The organism is Ideonella sp. FW305-24 (assembly GCF_058788035.1).
Window position 1 is genome coordinate 422,481 of record NZ_JBYTAI010000002.1, and the last position, 23,972, is coordinate 446,452.

Consider the following 23,972-nt stretch of genomic DNA (forward strand, 5'->3'; position numbering starts at 1 on the left):
CACCCTCTAGTCAGCACTGATTGCAGTCTATGCGCGGCAAGTGGTGCTGACGATCCCTCAAATAGGTGTACCGGGACGCAAGCAATGCAAACTGTGTCAGAGCTTGACTTTCGTCCATGTCAGACAAATCCTGATTCGCCGATACCCTCATGGGGCTTATCGACACAAGCCGCCAGCTCGTGAAGACTTCTGGCGAAATTCAGCTGTCTTTTGTGTCCGGCGGCGGCAGCGCCGGGCGCTGGCGCAGCGGCACCCCGCTGCGCCGCAGGGCGACCAGCCAGCGCAAGGCCAGACGCAGGCCGCGCCGGCCCAGGCTGGGCGGGCCGGCCTGGGCCACGCTGCTGTCGCGCCAGTCCTGCAATTCCTGGGCGGCCGATTCCGGCGAAGCAAAGGCGCCGGAACGGCGGCTGACGTAGCGCGGATACAGGATCAGCACCGCGGCGGTCAGCTCATCCAGCGACAGCTGGCGCTCGCGCCGAGGCTGCGGCAGCCGGTCTTCGGTCAGGCCCCAGCCGGCGTAGAACGGGCAGCCCCAGGTCACGACCGGCACCTCGCGCAGCAAAGCCTCGAAACCCGCCAGCGAAGTGAGCACATGCAACTCATCGACCTGGCGCAGCAAGGTGTCCATCGGCGCCTGCGGCAGGATTTCGTCGCACCAACGCCTGGCCTCGCCCTCGCCGTCGCCCTGGGCGCGCAGCTTGGCAACCACATCCGGGTGCGGCTTGTAGACCAGCCAGGCCTGCGGTCGCTGCTCGCGCACCGCCTGCAACAGCCCCATGTTGGTGCGAATTCCGGGCGCACCGTGGACGATGGCAGCGTCCGACTCGACCTGCCCGACCACCAGCACAACCCGCCGGCCCGCGGCGCCCGCGGGCCGGACCCAGCCCCCGCCGCCCAGGTTGTACTTGGTCAGGCCCAGCGCCAGCAACTGTGCGCGCAGCGCCGCGGCGCGCTCGCGCAACGCCGGCGAGAAGCTGGCCTGGTTCAACCAGCGCTCCAGCGCCGACGGGCGGCTGCTGTCGTAGTAGAGGCCCAGGTCGTCCAGCACCCAGGACAGCGGGCGCACCAGGTCCGCCCCCAGGCCAACCGAGCGCAGGAAACCATCTTCGACCCGGATCACCGCTGGCGCCGGCCGGCCGGGCGGCGGCGCCGGCAGTTCGCGCTGGCCCCAGACGACGACCGGCTCGCCACTGGCGACTGCCGCACCGGCACGCGTGAAGGTCAGTTCGCTGCCCGCCAGGAAGCGCCGCAGCACCGGCCGCTTCCAGCCGGAAAAGCCGACCGCGTGCAAGCGCGGCGGGAAACGCTCGCGCTCGGCCCGCTGCAGGCCCATCCAGGCGAGCAGGCGCTCGGGCTCGCAGCGGGCGCCGGTTTCCGGGTCCAGGTAACGCGGGTAGTCGACCAGTGCGGCATGCACCAGCGCCGCGGCCTCGGCCGGCTGGCGCCGGGCCAGCACCGGCTGGTCATCGCCGGTCAGCCCCCAGCCGGCGTAAAACGGCAGGCCGAAGCAGCGCACCGGCCTGCCCCACAGCAAGGCCTCGAAACCCATTTGCGAGGTGACGACATACACCGCTGCGACCTGGCTCAGCAGCGCGGCCGGGTGCAGCGACTCGCCCAGCAGCGTGACGCGACCGCGCAGCGCAGCGCTCAAGGCCCCGAAGTGGCCACGCTTGCGGCCGGCCACCACGTCGGGGTGCACTTTCAGCAGGATGCGCGCATGTGGATGCTCATCCAGCGCCGCCTGCAGCATGCGCGCGAAACTGGCGGCGGACGCGGCGCCAAAGCCGATCGAGGCGTCGCCCGCCGTCTGGTCGACCACCAGCACCTCGCCACCGTCCAGCCGCAAGCCGGCCGGCAAGGCTTCGCGGGCCTGGTTGTATTTGGAGACCCTTGCCGCCTGCCACTGGGCCTGCAGCGCCAGCGCGCGCGTGCGTTGCGCATCGTTCAGCGGCTGGCGGATCAGCCGCTCCAGCCTTGACGGTCCGCTGGCGTCGTAATAGATGCCTTCGTCGTCCAGCACCACAGACAGCGGAGGGTCGTCGGCACCCAGGCCGATCGACCGCACAAAGCCGTCTTCCAGCCACAACGGCTGCAGGCCGTGCGCCCGGCCCCAGGCCAGCGCCCGCTCGGCACTGGGCTTGCGGCCCCAGGCCAGCACGGCCTGTGCGCCGGCAGTGGCGGCCTGGCGCGGCGGGACCAGTTGCAGATCCGCGAGCAGCGCCGGCAGCGTGCTGACACCGGCCACGCCGCGACCGTGCAGCACGGCACAGCGCAGCGAAGCCAACAGGTCAGGCGAAGTCACACGAGAGGGCCCACCGCGAGGCGGGCCGCGGAAACGATCAGAACCCCGAGGCCGCGAAGTGCGGGTTGTCGAAGCCGGGCTTGCCGTAGCGCAGGTCGGCGCCATCGGCCACCACGGTGACGCGGCCCCCGGCAGCGCGCAGCACGGCGTCGCCTGCGGCAATGTCCCATTCCATCGTGCGGCCCAGACGCGGGTACAGGTCGGCCTCGCCGGCAGCGACCAGGCACAGCTTCAGTGACGAGCCGGCGTTGGTGCGCGAGGCCACGGTGCGGCCGTTCAGGAAAGCGTCCAGCGCGGTTTCGTCGCCATGCGAGCGGCTGGCCACCACGGTCAGGCCTTCGGCCGGCACCGCGCGGGTCTTGATCTCGCGCTTGCCTTCGGCGTCTTCCAGCCAGGCACCCAGGCCGGCCGCGCCGGTGAACAGGCGGCCGGCAGCACCGCCGACAGCGGGCGCGAACACCAGGCCCAGCACCGGCTTGCCGTTTTCGATCAGCGCGATGTTGACGGTGAACTCGCCGTTGCGGCTGATGAATTCCTTGGTGCCGTCCAGTGGGTCGACCAGGAAGAAGCGATCGCTCACATCGGGAATCTTGCCGGCGGCCACGGCTTCTTCGGCAACGACCGGTACGCCTGGCGCGATTTTCGCGAGGCCGGCCAGGATGACGTCTTCCGCCTTCTGGTCGGCCTGGGTGACCGGCGACTCGTCGCCCTTCTTGGTCACATCGAAGTCGGTGGCATAGATGTCCATGATCACCTTGCCGGCGTCGCGGATGAGGGGCGTCAGTTGGGACAACAGGCCGGCGGCGTCAGCGGTAGCAATGCTCATGGAAGTTACTTTCAGATGAGGTTTTCAAATGAGGGATACGGCATTGTGCATGTCGAGTGGCAGAATAAACTCCCTAAAACATTTATTGACCTCAGTTCGTGCCCGCCTCCACCCCCGATATGCAACAACTGAACCTGCGCCGTCGCCGCGCGGTGCAGTTGCGGGTGGACGGCCGCAGCCTGGCGCAGATCCGAACCGAGACCGGCCTCAGCGTGCCCACCATCATCAAGGCCTGCCAGGCCTTCACGGCGGGCGGCTGGGCGGCGATCGACGTCGGCGCCCGCGGACGGCCCAAGGGCGATGGCCGGGTCCTGAGTCTGCAACAGGAAGAGGCACTGCGCACCGCCGCTTTGGGCCAGCCACCCGAAAAAGCCGGTAGCCCGTCACTGTTATGGGATGCCAATGCTGTGCAGGCGCTGGCCGGGCAGCGTTTTGGCGCCCAGTTGCAGCCGCGTGCGTTGGCCCGGCTGCTGGAGCGCTGGGGCCTGGCGATGCACCCGCTGCGCGAACTGGCTGCCCAAAGCGAAGCCGGCCGCGCCTGGGTGGCCGAGCAGTGGGATCCGGCGCTGCACGCCACCCGCAGCCGCCAGCGCCACCTGGCCTGGGCCGGCACGCTGAACCATCCGGACCGGCCGGCGCCCGGCGGCCTGATCGTCGCGATCTCGCCGCGTGGCACCTTGAGCTGGCTGCCGGTGACCAAGCTGGCCTCGGCCGACACCTACCTCGACTTTCTCGACCGGCTGCTGCGCGCCACGCCCGGCCACTGGACCGTCTACCTGCAAGGGCCCGACCTGAGCCGCGCACCGTCGGTCGCGGCCTGGCAGGCCGCGCATCAAGCCCGCCTGGCGCTGCACACCTGCCCGGTCGCACCGCAGGCCCGCAGCGCCGCCGAGGTGCCGCCGCGCGCAGCAGATGCTGTGCCGGCGGTCAGCAAACCCACGTCCGCGGCCCCAGCCGTGGCAACCAAGACCGCGGCCGCCTTCCTGGCGCCGCGCCCGCACCCAGCGATCCTTCCGGCCCGCCCGGCGGCGGCCGCTGTCCCTTCTCTCTTTTCCCAGCCCACCACGGATACCACCACCATGAGCTTGACCCATTTGCAGCGCCTGGAAGCCGAGAGCATCCACATCATGCGCGAGGTCGTCGCCGAGGCCGACAACCCGGTGATGCTTTACTCCGTTGGCAAGGACTCAGCGGTGATGCTGCACCTGGCCCGGAAGGCCTTCTACCCGGCCCCGCCGCCCTTCCCCCTGCTGCACGTGGACACCACCTGGAAGTTCCGGGCGATGTACGAGTTGCGCGACCGCATGTCGGCCGAGACCGGGATGGACCTGCTGGTCTATCACAACCCGGAAGCCATGGAGATGGGCATCAATCCCTTCACCCACGGCTCGTCCATCCACACCGACATGTGGAAGACGCAAGGCCTGAAACAGGCGCTGGACAAGTACAACTTCGACGTGGCCTTCGGCGGCGCCCGCCGCGACGAAGAGAAGAGCCGTGCCAAGGAACGCATCTTCTCGTTCCGCTCGGCACAGCACCGCTGGGACCCGAAGAACCAGCGCCCGGAACTCTGGCGCCTGTACAACGGCCGCAAGCAGAAGGGCGAGTCGATCCGCTGCTTCCCGATCTCCAACTGGACCGAGCTGGACGTCTGGCAGTACATCTACATGGAGAACATCCCCATCGTGCCGCTGTACTTCGCGGCCAAGCGCCCGGTCGTGGAACGCGACGGCACGCTGATCATGGTGGACGACGACCGCTTCCCGCTGCGCGAAGGCGAAGTGCCGATGATGAAGAGCGTGCGCTTCCGCACGCTGGGCTGCTACCCGCTGTCGGGTGCCGTCGAATCCGAAGCCGCCACGCTGCCGGACGTCATCCAGGAAATGCTGCTGACCAAGACCTCTGAGCGCCAGGGCCGGATGATCGACCACGACAGCGCCGCGTCCATGGAAAAGAAGAAACAGGAAGGCTATTTCTAAGCCGGGCCCGTTCTTCTTTACCGCACCAAATTCAAGGAATCACCATGGCCCACACCTCGGACCTGATCTCGGTCGACATCGAGAAGTACCTGAAGCAGCACGAGCAGAAGAGCCTGCTGCGCTTCATCACCTGCGGCTCGGTGGACGACGGCAAGTCGACCGTCATCGGCCGGCTGCTGTATGAGTCGAAGATGCTGTTCGAAGACCAGCTTGCCGCCATCGAGAACGACTCGAAGAAATGGGGCACGCAAGGCGGCGACATCGACTTCGCGCTGCTGGTCGACGGCCTGGCCGCCGAACGCGAGCAAGGCATCACGATCGACGTGGCCTACCGCTTCTTCTCGACCGACCGCCGCAAGTTCATCGTCGCCGACACCCCCGGCCACGAGCAGTACACCCGCAACATGATCACCGGCGCCTCGACCGCCGACGTGGCCGTGATCCTGGTCGACTCGCGCAAGGGCATCCTGACGCAGACCCGCCGCCATTCGTACCTGGTCAGCCTGATCGGCATCCGCAAGGTGGTGCTGGCGATCAACAAGCTGGACCTGGTCGACTACTCCGAGAAGGTCTTCAAGCAGATTGACGAGGAATACCGCGAGTTCGCCAAGCAGATCGGCCTGAACGACATCACCTCGATCCCCTTGTCCGGCCTGAAGGGCGACAACATGATCGTCGCCAGCGAGAAGACGCCCTGGTACCACGGCCCGACGCTGCTGGGCTTCCTGGAAACCTGCGAAATCGACGAGGAGCGCCTGCAGAAGGAACCGTTCCGCATGCCGGTGCAGTGGGTCAACCGCCCGAACCTGGACTTCCGCGGCTTCGCCGGCGTCATCACCGGCGGCATGATCAAGCCGGGCGACCGCATCCGCGCCCAGCCTTCGGGCAAGGAGAGCAAGGTCCAGCGCATCGTCACGATGAACGGCGACCTGCCGCTGGCCGTGGCCGGCCAGTCCGTCACGCTGACGCTGGAAGACGAGATCGACATCTCGCGTGGCGACGTGATCTCGACCGCCGAGTCTCCCGCCGAAGTGGCCGACCAGTTCGAAGCCACCATCGTCTGGATGACCGACGAGCCGATGCTGCCGGGCCGGCCCTACCTGCTGAAGATCGGCACCCAGCTGGTGACGGCGACCGTCACCGAGCCGAAGTACAAGGTCAACGTCAACACGATGGAGCACCTGGCTGCCAAGCAGCTGGAGGTCAACGAAATCGGCGTCGTGAACCTGGCGCTGGACCGCCCGATCGCCTTTGACGCGTACACCCAGAACCGCGACACCGGCGGCTTCATCCTGATCAACCGCCTGACCAACAACACGGTCGGCGCGGGCATGCTGCACTTCGCGCTGCGCCGCTCGCACAACATCCACATGCAGGCCGTGGACGTGGACAAGGCTGCGCGCGCCACCGCCAAGGGCCAGAAGCCAGGCGTGCTGTGGTTTACCGGCCTGTCGGGCGCCGGCAAGTCGACGATTGCCAACCTGGTCGAGAAGAAGCTGCACGCGATGGGCCGCCACACCTATCTGCTGGACGGCGACAACATCCGCCACGGCCTGAACAAGGACCTGGGCTTCACCGAGGCCGACCGCGTGGAGAACATCCGCCGCGTCTCCGAAGTGGCGCGCCTGATGGTCGATTCCGGCCTGATCGTGCTGACCGCCTTCATCTCGCCGTTCAAGTCCGAACGTGCAATGGCCCGCGGCCTGCTGGGTGATGGCGAGTTCATCGAGATCCACGTCGACACGCCGCTGAACGTGGCCGAGGACCGCGACGTCAAGGGCCTCTACAAGAAAGCCCGCCGCGGCGAGATCGCCAACTTCACCGGCATCAGCTCGCCATACGAAGTTCCGGAGAACCCGGAAATGCGCGTCAACACCGCCGTCATCAGCGCCGACCAGGCCGCCGACGAGATCATCGCCCGCCTGCGCACACTGGGCATGATCGACTGAGACCCGCTGGCGGGCCTGCCCGCCACCGCTGCCAGGCACGGCCCCCGCGGCACGCCCTGACCCCAAACCCCGCCCCGGCCCTGGCCGCGGCGGGGTTTTTTCATGCCGGCTGCGTACCGGCCGGCCGCGTGCAATCTGACCGCACCGGCCCGCTGTTGCCGCCCGCGGCACTTCAGTCACCACCCTCCGCCGCCGAAACCACAAGGGTCGGGGGCCAGCCCATGTGTGCCCCCAGGTTCTTGTTACCCCGGGGTTTCTCATGGCCGGCACACTGCACCACCTTTCTTCCTCCCTGCGCCCCAGCGCCCCACCGTGGCGCTGGACCCTGATGGCCACCGTGTGTGCCGTGCTGACCGCCTGCGGCGGCGGCGGTGACGCCGGCACCGGCACCGCAACCGCCAGCAGCGGCGGCGAAGCCAGCGCCGGCACGTCGACGCCCACCGAGCCGACCCCTGCGCCGACCACGGGCACAGACCCCGGCACCGTGGCCACCGGTGACACGTCCGGCACGACGACGACCACCGAGACCACCCCCACCGACACCCCGGTCGACACCGCGGCCCAGGACAACCAGGTCAGCGAAGTCGCCGCCGCCACGGCCACGCCCTACAGCGGCCCGGCGACCCGCCCGCAGGCTTTCCGCCTGCTGACCCAGGCCAGCTTCGGCCCGACCGACGCCGACCTCAGCCGCGCGATGAGCATTGGCCAGGCCGCCTGGCTGGACGAGCAGCTGGCCAAGCCGGTGCGCGCCGCCCACACCACGCGCTGGGCCAGCGACAACACCAGCATCCAGGCCGCCAACGCCAAGAGCACCGCCAGCAACCCGACCATTGCCGCGTCCTTCTACACGGCCGCGCTGAAGAACGACGACCAGCTGCGCCAGCGCGTGGCGTTTGCACTGTCGGAAATCTTCGTCGTCTCGATGCAGGAGCTGAGCGCCGGCCGTTCGCAGGCCGTGGCCAGCTGGCTGGACATGCTCAACCGCGACGCGCTGGGCAACTTCCGCACGCTGCTGGACGACGTCGCCCTGCACCCCGCGATGGGTCTGTACCTGTCGCACCTGGGCAGCCAGAAGGCCAATGCCAAGACCGGCAGCACGCCGGACCAGAACTTCGGCCGCGAACTGATGCAGCTGTTCTCCATCGGCCTGCTGCAGCTGAACCTGGACGGCACACCCAAGCTGGACGCCAACGGCCGCGCCATCGAGACCTACAACACCGACGACATCCTCGGCATGTCGGCCGTGTTCACCGGCTACAACTGGGCCGCCACCGACCCGAACGCCTTCGGCCCTTATGCCTCCGGCGTCACGCTGTCGCCCAACCGGCTGATCCTGCCGATGCAGGCCTACGCCAGCCAGCACTCGACGGTCGAGAAGCGCATCCTGGGCAGCGTCATAGCCGCGCAGGCCACGCCTGACATGGCCGCCGACCGCAAGGCCGCGCTGGACACGCTGTTCAACCATCCCAACGTGGCACCGTTCATTGGCCGCCAGCTGATCCAGCGCCTGGTCACCAGCCACCCCAGCACCGCCTACGTGCAGCGCGTGGCCAAGGTCTTCACGAACAACGGCGCTGGCGTGCGCGGCGACCTGAAGGCCGTCGTGCGCGCCATCCTGATCGACGACGAAGCCCGCTCCGTCACGCTGGCTGGCGGCGATGCCTACGGCAAGCTGCGCGAGCCTGTGCTGCGCCTGACCGCGCTGCTGCGAGCCTACCCGACCAGGTCCCTGAGCGGCCTGATGCAGACCGGCGCCTGGGACGATCCGGCCGCGACCATCGGCCAGGTGCCGCTGCAGGCGCCTTCGGTCTTCAACTTCTACCGGCCAGGCTATGTGCCGCCAGGCGGCGAAGCGGCCCAGCGCAGCCTGACGCTGCCGGAAATGCAGGCCACGACCGAAACCAGCGTGGCCGGCTATGCCACCGCGATGATGAACATCCTGGCCAACGGCGCCGGCGTGAAGGTCACCGTCGGCACGACCACCGGCCTGGACGTGCAGACCGACTACAGCGCCGACGTAGCGCTGGCCGCCAACGCCGACACGCTGGCCCGCAAGGTCTGCGACCGGCTGATCACCGGCACGCCGCCGGCCGCACTGATCACCGGCATGACCGAGGCGATCAACTCGATTGCCATTCCCAAGGCCACCGCCAGCAATGCCGACAAGGTGGCGGCCGCCAAGCTCAACCGGGTGCGCGCTGCGCTGCTGCTGGCCGTGACCAGTCCCGAATTCATCGTCCAGAAGTGAGCCGCATCATGTCCTCGTCTTCCGCCAAATCCCCGCTGGACGCCCTGCCCCGCACCACCCGCCGCGAACTGCTCAAGCGCTTTGGCGCCATGGGCCTGGCCGGCTCCACCGCTGGCGGCCTGGGCCTGAACCTGGCCGCGATGAGCCAGGCCAGCGCCGCCGTCGGCAGCAGCTACCGCGCGCTGGTCTGCGTCTTCCTGTACGGCGGCAACGACGCCTACAACACCGTGCTGGCGACCGACAGCGCCTCCTGGGCCAACTACGCCGCCGCGCGAAGCGCGTCCAACAACGCACTGGTGCTGGGCGCCGCCGGCACGCCGGCCGACCCGACCAGCACCGCCGTGCACACCCGCCTGGGCGGTGTGCTGCCCATCAACCCGGTGCATGCGCAAGGCCGCACGCTGGCGCTGCACCCGGCGATGACCGAAGTGGCCGCGCTGTTCAACAAGGGCCGTGCCGGCGTGGTCGCCAATGTCGGCCCGCTGGTCGCACCGCTGACCAAGGCCCAGTACATGGCCGGCACCGGCCAGAAGCCGGTCAAGCTGTTCTCGCACAACGACCAGCAAAGCACCTGGCAGTCGCTGGCCACCGAAGGCGCCACCGCCGGCTGGGGCGGCCGCATGGCCGACCAGCTGCTGAGCGGCAACGGCAACTCGATGTTCACCGCCACCTCCATCTACGGCAACGCCGTGTGGCTGGCCGGCCAGCAGGCACGTGCCTACCAGCTCTCGCAGGGCGGCGCGATCCGCATCGGCAGCAGCTCGGGCGCCGCCTTCGGCTCGACCACGGTGCAACAGAAACTGGTGTCGCTGATGAGCAGCAGCCGCAACAACTCGGTGCTGGAGCGCGAATATGCCGCGGTCGTGGGCCGCTCGGCCACCGCCGAAGGCACGCTGCGCAACGCCCTGCCGGCGATGGACGCCGGCCCCTGGGGCAGCAGCACCAACCAGGCCACCGACGCGCTGCTGATGCATGCCAACCCCAGCACCGGCGCGATGGCCGTGAACCCGCTGGCGCAGCAGCTGCAGGCGGTGGCCCGCATGATCGCCGCGCGGCAGACGCTGGGCGTCTCGCGCCAGGTCTTCTTTGTCGGCATCGGCGGCTTCGACACCCACGACACCCAGCCCGACCGCCACGCGCTCGCACTCGCCCGCCTCTCGCACGGCCTGGGCTATTTCGACAAGGCGCTGCAAGCCATGGGCGTGGACGACGGCGTGACCACCTTCACCGCCAGCGACTTCGGCCGCAACCTGAGCAGCAACGGCGACGGCGTGGACCACGGCTGGGGCGCGCATCACTTCGTGATGGGCGGCGCGGTGCGCGGCGGCGATGTCTACGGCACGCTGCCGGTCTACGGCAAGTCCAGCGGCAACGGCGTGTTCGACAGCCCGGACCAACTCAGCCAGGGCGCCCTGCTGCCCTCGATGCCGGTGGAGCGCTACGCCGCCACCATGGGCCGCTGGCTGGGCCTGAGCGACGCCCAGTTGCTGGACATGCTGCCGCGCCTGGGCAACTGGTCCGCAGCGGACCGCACGCTGGGCTTCCTGGGCTGAACTTCGCGGTGCCGCGCCGACGTCCGCTTCAGCGGATGCGGGCGTTCTTCAGCACCTCGGCGCGCTGGTCGTAGAGGCGGTAGAAGCCTTCGATCAGCGCTGCCAGCGCGTACTCGTGTGGCCCTTTGAAGCCAATGATGCGCCCCCCTTCTTCCTGGGCAGCCAGGCCACGGTAGTGGTCGGGTCCATCGAATCCGGGCGCCTGGCTGGCGCGCACAAACGGATTCACCGGCAGGCGGAACTGGCCCAGCGGCTCGGCTGCGCCAGGCCCGACACCATCCACCGCCAGGCCTTCCAGTTTCAGCACCCGGGTCGCCAGTTCCAGCAGCAATTGCCGCGTGGGATGGTTCATCGTGTGGAACAGCCGGCTGCGCAGCACGTGCTCGCGCAGGTAGTCCAGGATCTTCACGTCTGCCGTGGCTTCGCGCCGCTCCAGCTCCGGCCATGGGGCCTCGGCGGCGTCGGCAAAGCGCTTGCCGTGCAGCGCCACGTCCAGGCATCGCTGCTCGCATTCGGCCACCGACTGCCCGGACTTCCAGCCCTCGAAGATGAACCGGTGGTGGTAGTCCCCCAGCGGACCATGCAGCGCACCGCCGGTGCTGGGGCGGATGTAGGTCAGCTCCGGGTTGTAGCCGGCGTAATAGAGGTTGATCCAGCTGCGCAGCTTGCCCCCGTACCTGGCCTGCAAGGCGCTGGTGGTGACGAACCCGCAGGGGTAGCCGTCGGCCACCTGCTGCGCCAGGATCAGGTCCGCAGCCTCGAACTCGGGCGTGTAGACCGACTCGTCGGCATCTTTCAGCAAGTGCACCACGGCCACGCTGTGCACCGTGACCCGGCTGCTCAGCTGCCCCAGGTACTGGGCCAGCGGCCTGGCCTGGCAGTTGCCGACGACGGCAATCTTCAGCTCGGCATCAGGCATAACGGCCTCCGTCGATGCGCGCCAGGTTCTCCATCTCGCCCAGCCGGCTCACGGCCCAGTTGGCGTCCAGCCGCCGCTCGGTCAGGAAGCCGTCATTGCACTTCTGTCGCACGCCCAGCAAGGTGTTGAGGTGGTTGCCGTAGTAGACCGCCGCGCAGCCGTGTGTGCGATGCACATGGTGGGTCAGCGGCAGGCCATAGCAGCCGCAGGACGCAAAAAAGAGGTCGAACTCGTGGCGGGCAAAGGCCTCGTCCACCTGCTGCTTCAGGCGCTCGAAACTGTCGTGCCAGCCGGCATCCGGGCGCTGCGGGTAGACCGACATCGGCGCCGGCAGCGTCTGCAGCGCGAAGTCGGGGATGGGCAGGTCCTTGTAGAGGCCAAACAGCCTGCCGCTGTCCCGCAGGCCGGCGATCTCGTCAGCAAAGGGCGTGACAAACAGCAGCTTGCGGCCAGCCAGCGTGGCGTAGAAGCGGTCCGGCGCAGGAAAGCGCACCGGGCCGGCCACGCGGCCATCGCGCTGCCAGAGGTGGGCCTGCACTGGCCAGAAGTTCGGGTACGCGCCGGGATAAGGGAACAGGTGATCGGCCCCGCCGAGCGCGGCCAGGTAGGTCTCGCACCACGGCGCCAGCGAGCGCCAGGGCTGGTCCAGGTTGGCGTAGAAGCCGGCGTTGGTCATCAGGGCACGCAGGTTGAAGGCCAGGTCATCGGCGCTCAGCCAACGGCCCAGCTTGCGCGGCGCGTACATGCTGTTCGTGTCGTCCAGCCCGGCCTGCACGGTTTGCAATGCCTCGCGCAGTTCGGGCTGGCGCTCGATCCAGTTCTGGATCACGCGAAGCTCGACATTGCCGTAGCGGGCGTAGAAGCGCGGTTCCCAGCGCTCGGTCGCCGGCATGGGCACTTCGAAAAAGGCCTCGGTGCGCAACTGGCGCTTTCGCACGATGTGGGTGTAGAGCACCACCAGGTCCTGCAGCCAATGCTGCAAGGCCGGCTCGGCGGCCGTGCCACGCGCCAGTGCAGCGCGCAGGTCCTGCTGCAAGGGCTCGTTGGACATCAGCGCACGCTGTGGCTCGGCCGCTGGGCTGGCGCGCATCAGCGCGTCCATGCCCGCTTCCAGCCGGGTTTCGAGCGCCTTGCCTTGCAGCACCTGCTCGCGCCACAGCGCGGCGGCGTTCAGGCAGCTCAGCGGGCCGGCCTCATAGGAGTCGGCCTCGATGCGGTCGTCGAAGCCCAGCGAAATCAACAAGCTCATGCGGAAAGGCGGCTGCGCACCATGCGCGGCGGATCAACCCTCACCCTAACACGCGGCCAGCCAGCCGCGGCCGGCCCGCTCAGGCGAACTCGGCCATCAGCTCACAGGCCGCGTCATACAGCACGAGATCGTCGGCATTGCTGGCTTCGAGCAGGGCGTACACCTCGTCGCCCACAGCTTCTCTCAGCTGGGCCAGGCGGGCCGGCAGATCCAGGTCGGCGCCGCGTGAGCTGTTTTCCATCACCGAGAAGCTGCGGAATTCGGGAAAGGCCGGCGCGATCAGCTGGGTCAGCTGCGCCATCGAGGCATCGAAGTGCTCGACGATGCCGACGAAGGGCAGGCGCTGAAGCGCGGCCACCGCGCGCTCGCGCTCACTGCCAGCCTCCACGGCATACATCGGGGCCAGGCGGGCCGTCTGGAAGTTGCGGCACTGGCGGTCCTGCGGCATGGCCATGCGCGTCCTGACGTAGCCCGCCAGCGATGTGCTTTGCGCCAGCATCGCGCCAAAACCGTGGTCACCGACCTGCTTGCGCTCGAAGCTGTAGGCCGACGCAATGCGGTCCAGCGGATGGCGCAGGAAGACCAGCGGAAAGACCTGCAGGCCGGGCTGCCGAGGCGGCGGCAGCAGCGCGGTGTGCGAAGAAAAGGCCAGCGCGTCGGGTGACGCTTCCAGCCAGTCCTGCACTTCCTGCGCATGCTCTTCTGCCGGCCTGTCCTCGAACTCGCGGGTCAGCCAGCGGCTGCCGAAGTTCTCGTGCAGGACCTTGTCGACCGAAGTGCCTGCGTTCTTGAACAGGTGGTAGTGAAACAGGACCAAGCGCGACATACGGCGGAGACCTCTCCCTCAGGGCAACGAATGGCCGGGGGCTGTCTACTCTGCGGTGCAGCTTGCCGGCCGGGGCGCGCTGGATGGAGCGCCCGGCAACGGAATCCTGGCCGCACCGGGTGCAGGCGAAGCCGAACTTGTATGCCGAGCATACCCGTCGGAAACCTGTCCGTTACGACGCCAAGCCGACAGATACCTTCTGTTTCAGCTGGATTGCGGGTTTACCGCCTCAGGCCCTTCCCGCTTGACTTTCGTCCGACGCTGGCGCGGGTGCCGCAGGGGCTGCATCGACGGCTTCAGTGCCGCCCTCAGCAGCGGCGGCTGCCATCCCGCGCCGGCCGCGTTCGGTGGCGGCCTGGTGCAGCAGCAGGTCGTCGGTGTTGGCGGCGATCAGCTGGTCGTAGACCTCGTCGCCCAGTTCAGCCTGCAGCTCGGAAACCCGTTGCGCCAGGCTGCGGCTCACGTCGCGGCTGACGTTGGCAGCCACCTGGGCGCCGCGGAAATCCGGAAAGTCCAGCTGCAGCAGCGCGGCCAGCTTGTCCATCGAGACATCGAAGTCTTCGACCACGCCGACAAACGGCAGCGTGCGCACCGCCTTCAGCGAGCGCTCCAGCTCGCTGCCCTGTTCGTGGGCGAACATGCGCGAGAAGCGCGAAGCCTGGAAGTTGCGGCACTGGCGGTCGCGCGGCATTGACAGCCGCACCTCGCAATAGCCGCCCAGTGTGGTGTGGCGCGCCAGCACCGAGCCAAAGCCCTTGCCGCCCTGCTTGCGCTCGAAGCTGTAGGCCGAGGCCACGCGGTCGATCGGGTGGCGCACGAAGATCAGCGGCACGATCTTGACACCCGGCATCTCGGGCGGCGGCAACTCCATGGTGTGCGAGGAAAACGCCACCGCGTCGGGGTTGGCCTTGATCCACTGCGCGACTTCCTGCGCATGCGTTGCGGCATTCGCCCTGGCCTCGAATTCGCGCGTGACCCAGCGCGTGCCGAAGTTCTGCTTCAGCACCTGGTCCAGCGAAGTGCCGGCGTTCTTGAACAGGTGGTAGTGGAGGATGACGGTGCGGGACATGGCGCAAAAGGAAAACGGGAGCTCAGGCAGGAATGGCCAGCGCGGCCTGGATGGCGTGGTCGACCGCATCGTTGCTGTAGGCGGTGCTCATCATCGCCTGGCCCGCCTTGGCAGCCGCCGCCACCCGGTCCGGCTGGCTGTGCAGCAGCACGATCATCCGCGCCAGGCCGGCAGCGTCCTCGGCCACCAGGCCTCGCAGGTTGGGCGTCAGCAGCACGCCTTCGGCGGCAGTCGGTGTCATCACACAGGGCACGCCGGCGGCAAACGCCTCCAGCACCTTGCCCTTGACACCGGCACCGTAGCGCAGCGGCGCAACCGAGATCAAGGCCGACTCGTAGACCTCGGCCACGTCTGGCACATAGCCGACTGCCTGCACGCGCGGGCCGGCCAGCTGCTTGACCTCGTCGGGCATGTTGCTGCCGACCAGCACGCAGGGCACGTCGGGCAGCGTCTGCCAGACCAGCGGCATGATCTCGCGCACCAGCCACAGCGCGGCGTCCACGTTGGGCGTGTGGCGGTAGCCGCCAACGAAGACCACGCCGCGGCGCTGGGCCGCCGGCGTCTGCACCGGGCGCAGCGGGTAGGCCCAGGGCACGACGTGCACCGGCGCGCCGGGCAAGGCCTCGGCCAGCACTTCCTGTTCGGTGGCCGAATGCACGATGGTTGCATCCACCGCGGCAATCGCCGCCAGCTCCTGGCGCTTGACGGCAGAGGCCTTGAAGGCCAGCGCGCTGTCGCAGGTGATCTGCGACTCGCGCTCCATGCGCAGGTAGTGCAGGTCGGCCACGTTGTAGAGCACCCGGGCCAGCGGCTGGTGGCGGCGGATCAGGCCGGTGTACTTGGTGCCGTTGTTGAAGCGGTGCAGGTAGACCAGGTCGATCGGCGCGGTGTTCTTGCGGAAGAACTCCTCCACGCTCCAGTAGTGCGGGTGGTACAGGCACTCCACGCCCAGCGACTGCAGGGCCTCGGTGTAGGGCGCGATGCGGGCCAGGTTATCGGCCGGGATGAAGGTGACCTTGTAGCCCAGGCGCAGCAGCGACTTGATGTGCTGGATCGCGGCATTCGAGCCGGCATCCTGGTCCGGCGTGGGCACGCTGTCGTCGATGAAGACCGCGCGCTTGGTCACCGTGCGCTCGCACTCCAGCTCGGGCTGCTGGCCGTTGAAGCGGTGCGTGGCCAGCACGGCTTTCCAGCGGTCGTAGAACTTGCGGTGGTTGACGGCCTGGAAGCGCTTCATGCCGCTGCCGGTCACGCTGGTGCCCGAGGTCTGGCCTTCCAGGTGGACGATGACCGAGGCCGGCTGCACGACCACCCGCTTGCCCGCCTGGCGCACGCGGAAGCACAGGTCGGTGTCCTCGTAATAGGCCGGTGCGAAGTGCAGGTCGAAGCCGCCCAGCTCGTTGAACAGCGCAGCAGGGATCATCAACGCGGCACCGGAAACGTAGTCCGCGTCGCGCAGGTAGGAAAAGCGCGGTTCGTCCGGGTTGGCATTGCGGCCCCAGTTCCAGCCGTCACCCATGCGCCAGATGATGCCGCCGACTTCCTGCAGCGTGCCGTCGCCGAACAGCAGCTTGGAACCGGCAATGCCGACATCCGGCACATCGCGGAAGGTGCGCGTCAGCGTGTCCAGCCAGCCAGGGTGCACCAGCGTGTCGTTGTTCAGGAAGAACAGGTACTCGCCGCGGGCCAGCTCGGCGCCGCGGTTGCAACCCTTGACGAAGCCGAGATTGGTCTCATTGCGCACCACGCGCACCGTGCCGCCGAAGACCAGCGGCGCCAGCAGCGTCTCGTCCTTCGAGCAGTCATCCACCACGATGACTTCGAAGCTGTCTTCCGGCAGGTGCTGCTGGATCGAGCGGATGCAGTCGTAGGTCAGTTGGAACTTGCCGTAGACCGGGATGATGACCGAGACCTTGGGCTTGTCGAAGCTGGGCAGCAGCACGGCAGGGTAGCGCTGCGACATGGCCAGCTGGGTGGCGCCCATCCACTGCGCCGGCGCGGCCTGGTCCAGCAGTTCGCCCAGCACGCCCAGGTCCGGGCCCTGGCCAAGAGACTGGCCCAGTTCCAGCTGGCGGCGGGTGACCACGCCCATCTGCTCGGCCAGCAGCGCCAGCGCGAAGCTCAGGTCCTCGGGCGTGCGGGCCACCGCGACCTCGGCCTGCATCAGCTGCTCGATGTAGATGCGGGTGCTGCGATCCAGCGCACCTCCGTCGCGCTCCAGCACCCGTGGCGAGCCGCTGAGGTCGCTGCCGTCGGACAGCCGGCGCACGCGCAGCGTGTGGCGGGCCAGCGGCAGGATGGTCGGGCCGAAGTTGAACGAGAAGCCGTGCCGGCCATTGCCCATGCCCAGCTTCTGCAGGTCGGGCCGGTAGAGCTCGGCCAGCACCACGGCCAGCTGGGTGTCGCCATCCAGCACCTCGATCTGCACCGGCTCGTCGGGGCAGTCCGGGTTCCAGACCCAGCCGCTGATGTGGTTGAAGCTGATCGCATCGACGATGCCCAGCCCGTGCTGGGCGGCCACGGCATGCGGTGCAACGGTGGGAGAGGTGCTCATTGAAAGCCGTGTTCAGGAAATGAAGGGCAGCCGCAGCCTGGTGCCGGCTGCCGGTGTCAGCCGAGCTGCAGCGTGATGCTCTGCATCGCCACGCCCAGGCGGCGCCGGTCCTCGCCCAGTTCCAGCTGCTCGGGCGAGGCGGACAGCGGCATCGTCAGCACCAGCACGTTGTGGCGCGGCTCCAGCCAGCTGTGGCGGATCGGCATGGCGACGTCGAAGTTGTCGGCCGCGTCGAACATGCCGCAGTACAGGCCGTTCAGGTGCACCCAGACCTGCTGGCGCGGCAGCTTGCCGTTGCCCAGGAAGGGGATGCCCGTCAGCTGCAGCGTGATCGGCGAGGTGGTGGCCTGGGCGGTGAATTCGAGCTTGGCCTCCAGCGCCTGCGTCCAGCTCAGCGAGGCATTGCCTTCGTCCAGCGACCAGCCGCTGAGCGCGTAGTCACGCACATTGCCTTCGCTGCCGAAGCGGATGGGTTCGTTGAAGCGCAGCAGTTTCATGTCGAGTCCTTCTTGACTACAGATCCCTCAGCCATCCCGCCGCGGCGTCCTTGCCGGAGAGCTGCGGCGGACCGCCGACATCGGGCCAGGCAATCGCCAGGTCCGGGTCGTCCCAGCGCACGGCGCCCTCGGCCTGCGGGGCGTAATAGTCGGTGGTCTTGTACAGAAAGTCGGCCGTTTCGCTCAGCACCACGAAGCCGTGCGCCAGGCCTGGCGGCACCCACATCTGGCGGTGGTTCTCGGCATTCAGCTCGGCGCCAACCCAGCGGCCGAAGGTCGGGCTGCCCTTGCGGATGTCGACCGCCACGTCGAACACCGCGCCGGCCGCCGCGCGCACCAGCTTGCCCTGGGCGTGCGGGGCGTGCTGGAAGTGCAGGCCACGGAGCACGCCGCGTGCCGAGCGCGAATGGTTGTCCTGCACGAAGCTGAAACCGCCGCCTGTGGCGTCGTCGAAGACCTTCTGGTTGAAGCTCTCGTAGAAGAAGCCGCGGCTGTCGCCGAACACTCTGGGTTCGAAGATCAACACGCCTTCGATTTCGGTCTGGATGACCTTCATGCTCAAAACACCTTGTCGGTCATGATTTGCTGCAAATACTTGCCGTAGCCGCTCTTGGCCAACGGCGCGGCCAGTGCGGCCAGCTGTTCATCGCCGATCCAGCCATTGCGCCAGCAGATCTCCTCCGGACAGCAGGCTTTCAGGCCCTGGCGCTTTTCCAGCGTCTGCACAAAGGCGCTGGCTTCCAGCAGGCTGTCGTGGGTGCCGGTGTCCAGCCAGGCGTCGCCACGGCCGAAGAGTTGCACGTCCAGCTGGCCGGCTTCCAGGTAGCGCCGGTTCAGGTCGGTGATCTCCAGCTCGCCGCGCGGGCTGGGTGCCAAGGCCTTGGCATGCTCCACCACCTGCTTGTCGTAGAAGTACAGCCCGGTGACGGCGTAGCGGCTCTTGGGCTGCAGCGGCTTTTCTTCCAGGCTCACGGCACGGCCCTGCGCGTCGAACTCGACCACGCCGTAGCGCTCGGGGTCGGTCACCGGGTAGGCGAACACCGTGGCGCCGTCTTCTCGCGCCGAGGCGGCTTCCAGGCGGCGGCCCAGGTCGTGGCCGTAGAAGATGTTGTCGCCCAGCACCAGCGCGCTGGGGGCGCCGGCCAGGAACTGCTCACCGATCAGGAAGGCCTGGGCCAGGCCGTCCGGGCTGGGCTGCACGGCGTACTGGATGTTCAGGCCCCAGCGGCTGCCGCCGCCCAGCAGCTGCTCGAAGCGCGGCGTGTCCTGCGGCGTGCTGATCAGCAGGATCTCGCGGATGCCGGCCAGCAGCAGTGCGCTCAAGGGGTAATACACCATCGGCTTGTCGTACACCGGGATCAGCTGCTTGCTGATCGCCAGCGTGGCGGGGTGCAGCCGGGTGCCGCTGCCGCCGGCCAGGATGATGCCTTTGCGTTGTTGCTTCATGGGAAGAGCCCTGTGAGGTGGGCAAAAGGAACAGAGGGGGCCGGCGCAAGAGGCGTGGCTTTTCAATCCAGTCGATGGTAGCGGCGAAACCAGGCCACGAACCGGGCAATGCCCTCGGCCAGCGGAGTCGCGGGACGCTCGCCAGTCCATTCGGTCAAGGACGTCACATCCGCATGCGTGGCCAGCACGTCGCCCGGCTGCATCGGCAGGTAGACCTTGTTCGCCGCTCGGCCCAGCGCGGCCTCGATGGTGGCGATGAACTCGCCCAGCGGCACCGGGTCCTGGTTGCCGATGTTGAACACGCGGTACGGCGCCTTGCTGCGGCCCGGGTGCGGCGCCATCGCATCGAACGCGGGGTCGGGCTCGGCCGGGCGGTCCAGCACCGCCACCACGCCGCGCACGATGTCGTCGATGTAGGTGAAGTCGCGCCGCAGCTGGCCCTGGTTGAAGACCTGGATCGGCCGGCCTTCGAGGATGGCCTTGGTGAAGCTGAAGTAGGCCATGTCCGGCCGGCCCCAGGGCCCGTAGACGGTGAAGAAGCGCAGCCCCGTCGTCGGCAGGCCGTAGAGGTGGCTGTAGGCGTGGGCCATCAGCTCGTTGGCCTTCTTGGTCGCCGCGTAGAGGCTGACAGGATGGTCCACCGCGTCGGCCTCCGAAAACGGCGTCTTCTGGTTGCCACCGTAGACGCTGGAGCTGCTGGCGTAGACCAGGTGCGCGACAGGGTGCTGGCGGCAGGCCTCCAGCATGTTCAGGAAGCCGACCAGGTTGGCCTCGCCGTAGGCCTGCGGATGCGTGATGGAGTAGCGCACCCCCGCCTGCGCGGCCAGGTGCACCACGCGATCGAAACGCTCGCCGACGAACAGCGCCATCAGCCCGTCGCGGTCGGCAATGTCCAGCTGCTGGAAGCGGAAGCCGGGCAGCGGCGTGAGCTGTGCCAGCCGGTCGTGCTTCAGCTGCACCGCGTAGTAGTCGTTCAGGTTGTCGATGCCGACCACCTCGTCGCCACGCGCCAGCAGCGCCTGCGCGACGTGCATGCCGATGAAACCGGCCGCACCGGTCACCAGGACTTTCATGCTGCCGGCTTGACGGCGGCGGGCCGGCCGATGGCCTCGTAATCCAGCCCGAACTCGCGCACCAGCGCCGGCTCGTAGAGGTTGCGGCCGTCGAAAATCACCGGCGTCTTCAGCGCGGCCTTCAGGCCTTCGAAGTCCGGGCTGCGAAACTCCTTCCACTCGGTGACGATGAGCAGCGCCTCGGCGCCGGCGGCGGCCTGCATCGGCCCGCTGGCATAGGCAATGCGGGGCTCGTCGCCGAAGATGCGCCTGGCCTCATCCATCGCCACCGGGTCGTAGACGCTGACCGTGGCGCCGCGCGCCAGCAGCTCGGCGATCACCACGCGGCTGGTCGCCTCGCGCATGTCGTCGGTCTGCGGCTTGAAGGCCAGGCCCCAGATGGCAAAGCGCTTGCCCTTCAGGTCGGCGCCAAAACGGGCCACGACCTTGTCGACCAGTACCCGCTTCTGCGCGTCGTTCGCGTCTTCCACTGCCTGCAGCACCTTCAGGCCCTGGCCCTGGTCGGCGGCGGTGCGGATCAGGGCCTTCACGTCCTTGGGGAAACACGAGCCGCCGTAGCCTGCACCGGCATAGAGGAAGTGGTAGCCGATGCGCGGATCCGAGCCAATGCCTTGCCGCACCAGCTCGATGTCGGCGCCCATCTTCTCGGCCAGCAGCGCCAGCTCGTTCATGAACGAGATGCGGGTGGCCAGCATCGCGTTGGCGGCGTACTTGGTCAGTTCGGCCGAGCGCAGGTCCATCACCACCAGCTTGTCGCGCGTGCGCTGGAACGGCGCATACAGCGCACGCATCAGGTTGACCGCGCGCTCGTCCTCGGCACCGACGACGATGCGGTCCGGCCGCATGAAGTCCTCGACCGCTGCGCCTTCCTTCAGGAACTCTGGGTTGGAGGCGACCGAAAACGCCAGGTCCAGGCCGCGCTTGGCGAGTTCGTCGGCAATGGCGGCCTTGACCTTGTCGGCCGTGCCCACCGGCACCGTGCTCTTGTCGACCACCAGCTTGTAGTCGGTCGCGAGGCGCCCGATGTTGCGCGCGGCCGTCAGCACGTACTGCAGGTCGGCCGAGCCGTCTTCGTCCGGCGGCGTGCCCACGGCAATGAACTGGATCGTGCCGTGTGCCACCGCGGCGGGGATGTCGGTCGTGAACTGCAGACGGCCGGCGGCGGCATTGCGGCGCACGACTTCGTCCAGGCCCGGCTCATGGATCGGGATGCCGCCGCCGTTCAGGATCTCGATCTTGCGGGCATCCACATCCAGGCACATCACGTGGTTGCCCATGTCGGCCAGGCAGGCCCCGGTCACCAGGCCCACATAGCCAGTGCCAACGACGGTTACTTTCATTGATTTCTCCTTGGGGGCTCAGGGACGGAATTGTCGCGCAGCGTTTTCGGGCCACTGCACTGGCGACGGCACCGGCAGGGGCAATGCGGGCATCAGTGAGGCACTGCGTAGCGGGCAATGTCGTCTGCGTACAGCGCGCTCAAGCGCTCGCGGGCCAGCGGCGTCAGCAATTGACGCGGCCAGGGGCCGAACTTGGCATGCGCAGCGGTCAGCTCCACACGGTCGGCCGGCTGCCCGTCATCGACCCGGTTCGGCACGCGCGTGCTCTGCAGTTCATGCAGCCAGCGCAGCGCGGCAAAGTCGGTCACCGGCATGCCCTGGCGGCGCTCGAAGGCATTCAACTCGGTGTAAAGATCCTGCTGACTGACGTTGATCAGCACATCGGGCGCACGCATCCGCTCCAGCGCATGGCACTGGCGTCGATGGTGGCCATCACAGCGATCCAAGTCTTCCAGCACCAGGAAGTCAATGAACTGCTGGAACGACAGGCCTTGCACCGCGATGTCGCGCCCCAATCGGGCGTGGATCTGGGCTCGGGCATAGCCAGTGCCCAGCGCATGGCGGAAGCTGGAAACGGCGCGCTCCAGCGGGTCGCGCACCACGCGCAGCACCGTCAGTTGCTCGGGTGGGAGGCGCCGCGTCGCACGCTGGGCGTCGCTCTGCATGAGTTCGTGGATGCGGTACTGGTGCGGCCATTCATGGTAGGCACGCGCCTGCTCGGCCAGGCCCAGCGTGTGCAGGAACCAGATCACCGCGCTGGAGCAGGCTGACTTCGGCGAGAACAGCAACACAAAACGGTGCTCGGGATGGATCAGCGCCGGCTCACTGCTGTTGCAGGCCTGGCGCCAGGCCCGCTGGCCGGGCGACAGCGGCACGGCGTCTGCGGCAGCCAGGGAGCGCACAGCCTGGCCTCCGGCCTGCGGGATGAAGCGCCAGCCTTGCCCCGGCGGCGCCACGCGCCGGAAGCGACCCAGCACCGGCACCTGCACCGGCTCATCAACCGCGTCGGACTGAGCAAGCAAGCCTTCCCGCAACTCACGCAGGGCGGCACGCACCAGCCGCTGCGCCGCGCCCGCTGGCAGCCCGGCCAAGGCCTCGGGTTCGCTGGCCTGGATGCGGGCCAGCAGGTCTTCCAGCGTCATGATTCAGACCTCCGGCATGCGCCATTCGCCCAGCAGCTGACCGGTTTCGGCCACTGCAACGCGCACGCTGTCACCCGGCTGCAGCGGCTTGGAGAACCGGTGCTCGAAGCCGACACAGCCCTCTCGCGGCGCATTCAGCATGCGCAGCCGGGCCTGGTGCTGCGTGGCGAGCAGGTTCACCACGGGCTGGCCGTTGCGCTGCAGCTCAAGCGCCACCGGCCGCGGTTGTTCGGCCCAGAACGCGAAGCCGGAAACCTGCTGCGCCGAGCATTCGCTGACAGCGCCGTTGGCAAAGGGCTGGCCGGCATCCAGCATCGCGAGCCGGCTGTCCAGCAGGCGGTTGGCGCGTGCGTAGAGCTGGCGCTCGTCGCGCAACAGCGCGTCCACCTGCGCAGCCTGGCCAGGCGGGAGTTCGTAGAGCGGCTGCGTGACGCTTTCGCGCTGCGGGTTCTGGTTCAGCTGCTGCGGCTGCAGGTCCAACCCCAGGCTGGCGTTGAGCACTCGCAGGCTGTCGTCGTAGCGCTCGGTGATGCCGATCACGCCCAGCGCCTCCAGCGGCACGTTGGTCAACATGCGAGCCTGCAGGCCCGCACCTTGCGGCCGGCGCATGAATTCCTCGAAGGACCGCGGCGTCTGCTCGCGGTTGATGTGCGCATGGTGCGACAGCAGCTGCGCCAGCGGCTCGCGCAGGAAGCTGACGATGCGTGTGGCCGGGAACATCGGCGCATACCGCGGCAGCGGCACATGGCCGGCCAGCATCGCCACCTGGTCCTGCTGCAGCCGCTCGCGCAGACGGAACAGGTCATTGGCCTGGTGCGACAGCTCGGCCACACGCGCGGTGGTGTGCGGGTTGCCGACGCCATAGTCGAACTCGCAACCGTCTTCACCAAAGGCCTGCAGCGCCGCCTGGGTCAGACTGGTGCCGGCCGTCTTCGGCACGTGCACGAACAACCAGGGCGTCGGCACCATTTTGCTCATGCCAGGATCTCGGCCAGCATGT

The 23,972-nt window shown here is 68.2% G+C and carries 18 protein-coding genes; 4 read left to right on the top strand and 14 right to left on the bottom strand.

The genetic code is table 11. The annotated features are described in order from the left end of the window. Positions 1-199: 199 nt before the first annotated feature. Both AC3WR5_RS07580 and cysQ read right to left on the bottom strand, forming a co-directional pair. The gene (locus AC3WR5_RS07580; protein WP_492483204.1) at positions 200-2,302 is read right to left on the bottom strand and encodes a capsule polysaccharide biogenesis protein; all 2,103 of its coding nucleotides are present in this window, start codon (positions 2,300-2,302) and stop codon (positions 200-202) included. Between the two features lie 37 nt (positions 2,303-2,339). After that, positions 2,340-3,128, bottom strand: coding sequence for a 3'(2'),5'-bisphosphate nucleotidase CysQ (gene cysQ / locus AC3WR5_RS07585; protein ID WP_141291934.1), 789 nt, complete (start codon positions 3,126-3,128; stop codon positions 2,340-2,342). A gap of 491 nt (positions 3,129-3,619) precedes the next feature. On the opposite strand from cysQ, the gene cysD reads away from it, so the two are divergent. The 4 genes from cysD to AC3WR5_RS07605 all read left to right on the top strand — a co-directional run bounded on the left by cysD (position 3,620) and on the right by AC3WR5_RS07605 (position 10,857). After that, a complete protein-coding gene (gene cysD, locus AC3WR5_RS07590; protein WP_492483578.1) occupies positions 3,620-5,107 on the top strand; it encodes a sulfate adenylyltransferase subunit CysD in 1,488 nt (495 codons plus the stop codon). A 44-nt stretch (positions 5,108-5,151) separates the two neighbouring features. Further along, positions 5,152-7,056 (top strand): sulfate adenylyltransferase subunit CysN, encoded by a 1,905-nt coding sequence (gene cysN, locus AC3WR5_RS07595; RefSeq protein WP_492483206.1) that lies wholly within the window; start codon positions 5,152-5,154, stop codon positions 7,054-7,056. Between the two features lie 328 nt (positions 7,057-7,384). After that, entirely contained in the window at positions 7,385-9,304 is a 1,920-nt protein-coding gene (locus AC3WR5_RS07600; protein ID WP_492483208.1) for a DUF1800 domain-containing protein, read from the top strand. Between the two features lie 8 nt (positions 9,305-9,312). Then, the gene (locus tag AC3WR5_RS07605; protein ID WP_492483210.1) at positions 9,313-10,857 is read left to right on the top strand and encodes a DUF1501 domain-containing protein; all 1,545 of its coding nucleotides are present in this window, start codon (positions 9,313-9,315) and stop codon (positions 10,855-10,857) included. A gap of 28 nt (positions 10,858-10,885) precedes the next feature. Here AC3WR5_RS07605 and AC3WR5_RS07610 read toward each other — a convergent pair whose 3' ends face one another. The 12 genes from AC3WR5_RS07610 to AC3WR5_RS07665 all read right to left on the bottom strand — a co-directional run bounded on the left by AC3WR5_RS07610 (position 10,886) and on the right by AC3WR5_RS07665 (position 23,950). Then, positions 10,886-11,776 carry a WcbI family polysaccharide biosynthesis putative acetyltransferase gene (locus tag AC3WR5_RS07610; RefSeq protein WP_492483212.1) on the bottom strand — a complete coding sequence of 297 codons (891 nt, stop codon included), beginning with the start codon at positions 11,774-11,776 and terminating at the stop codon, positions 10,886-10,888. Further along, positions 11,769-13,025: a hypothetical protein gene (locus AC3WR5_RS07615; protein WP_492483214.1), complete on the bottom strand. Its 1,257-nt coding sequence runs from the start codon at positions 13,023-13,025 to the stop codon at positions 11,769-11,771. Before AC3WR5_RS07615 ends, AC3WR5_RS07610 begins: the two co-directional genes overlap by 8 nt. Positions 13,026-13,104: 79 nt before the next feature. Beyond that, entirely contained in the window at positions 13,105-13,851 is a 747-nt protein-coding gene (locus tag AC3WR5_RS07620; RefSeq protein ID WP_492483216.1) for a hypothetical protein, read from the bottom strand. 229 nt (positions 13,852-14,080) lie between these two features. After that, complete coding sequence (locus AC3WR5_RS07625; protein ID WP_492483218.1) at positions 14,081-14,920, bottom strand: sulfotransferase family 2 domain-containing protein; 840 nt, start codon at positions 14,918-14,920, stop codon at positions 14,081-14,083. Positions 14,921-14,942: 22 nt separating this feature from the next. Then, positions 14,943-17,474 carry a glycosyltransferase gene (locus tag AC3WR5_RS07630; protein WP_492483220.1) on the bottom strand — a complete coding sequence of 844 codons (2,532 nt, stop codon included), beginning with the start codon at positions 17,472-17,474 and terminating at the stop codon, positions 14,943-14,945. 56 nt (positions 17,475-17,530) lie between these two features. Further along, positions 17,531-17,971, bottom strand: coding sequence for a hypothetical protein (locus tag AC3WR5_RS07635; protein WP_141287501.1), 441 nt, complete (start codon positions 17,969-17,971; stop codon positions 17,531-17,533). Positions 17,972-17,987: 16 nt separating this feature from the next. Then, positions 17,988-18,527, bottom strand: a complete 540-nt coding sequence (gene rfbC / locus AC3WR5_RS07640) for a dTDP-4-dehydrorhamnose 3,5-epimerase (RefSeq protein WP_492483222.1) — start codon at positions 18,525-18,527, stop codon at positions 17,988-17,990. Between the two features lie 2 nt (positions 18,528-18,529). Next, a complete protein-coding gene (rfbA, locus tag AC3WR5_RS07645; RefSeq protein WP_492483224.1) occupies positions 18,530-19,417 on the bottom strand; it encodes a glucose-1-phosphate thymidylyltransferase RfbA in 888 nt (295 codons plus the stop codon). Between the two features lie 62 nt (positions 19,418-19,479). Next, entirely contained in the window at positions 19,480-20,490 is a 1,011-nt protein-coding gene (locus AC3WR5_RS07650) for an NAD-dependent epimerase (protein ID WP_492483226.1), read from the bottom strand. Continuing rightward, entirely contained in the window at positions 20,487-21,830 is a 1,344-nt protein-coding gene (locus AC3WR5_RS07655; RefSeq protein ID WP_492483228.1) for a UDP-glucose dehydrogenase family protein, read from the bottom strand. The genes AC3WR5_RS07650 and AC3WR5_RS07655 overlap by 4 nt, the downstream gene beginning before the upstream one ends. 92 nt (positions 21,831-21,922) lie before the next feature. Beyond that, positions 21,923-22,972, bottom strand: coding sequence for a sulfotransferase family 2 domain-containing protein (locus AC3WR5_RS07660; RefSeq protein WP_492483230.1), 1,050 nt, complete (start codon positions 22,970-22,972; stop codon positions 21,923-21,925). A gap of 3 nt (positions 22,973-22,975) precedes the next feature. Beyond that, entirely contained in the window at positions 22,976-23,950 is a 975-nt protein-coding gene (locus tag AC3WR5_RS07665) for a hypothetical protein (RefSeq protein WP_492483232.1), read from the bottom strand. Positions 23,951-23,972: the final 22 nt, after the last annotated feature.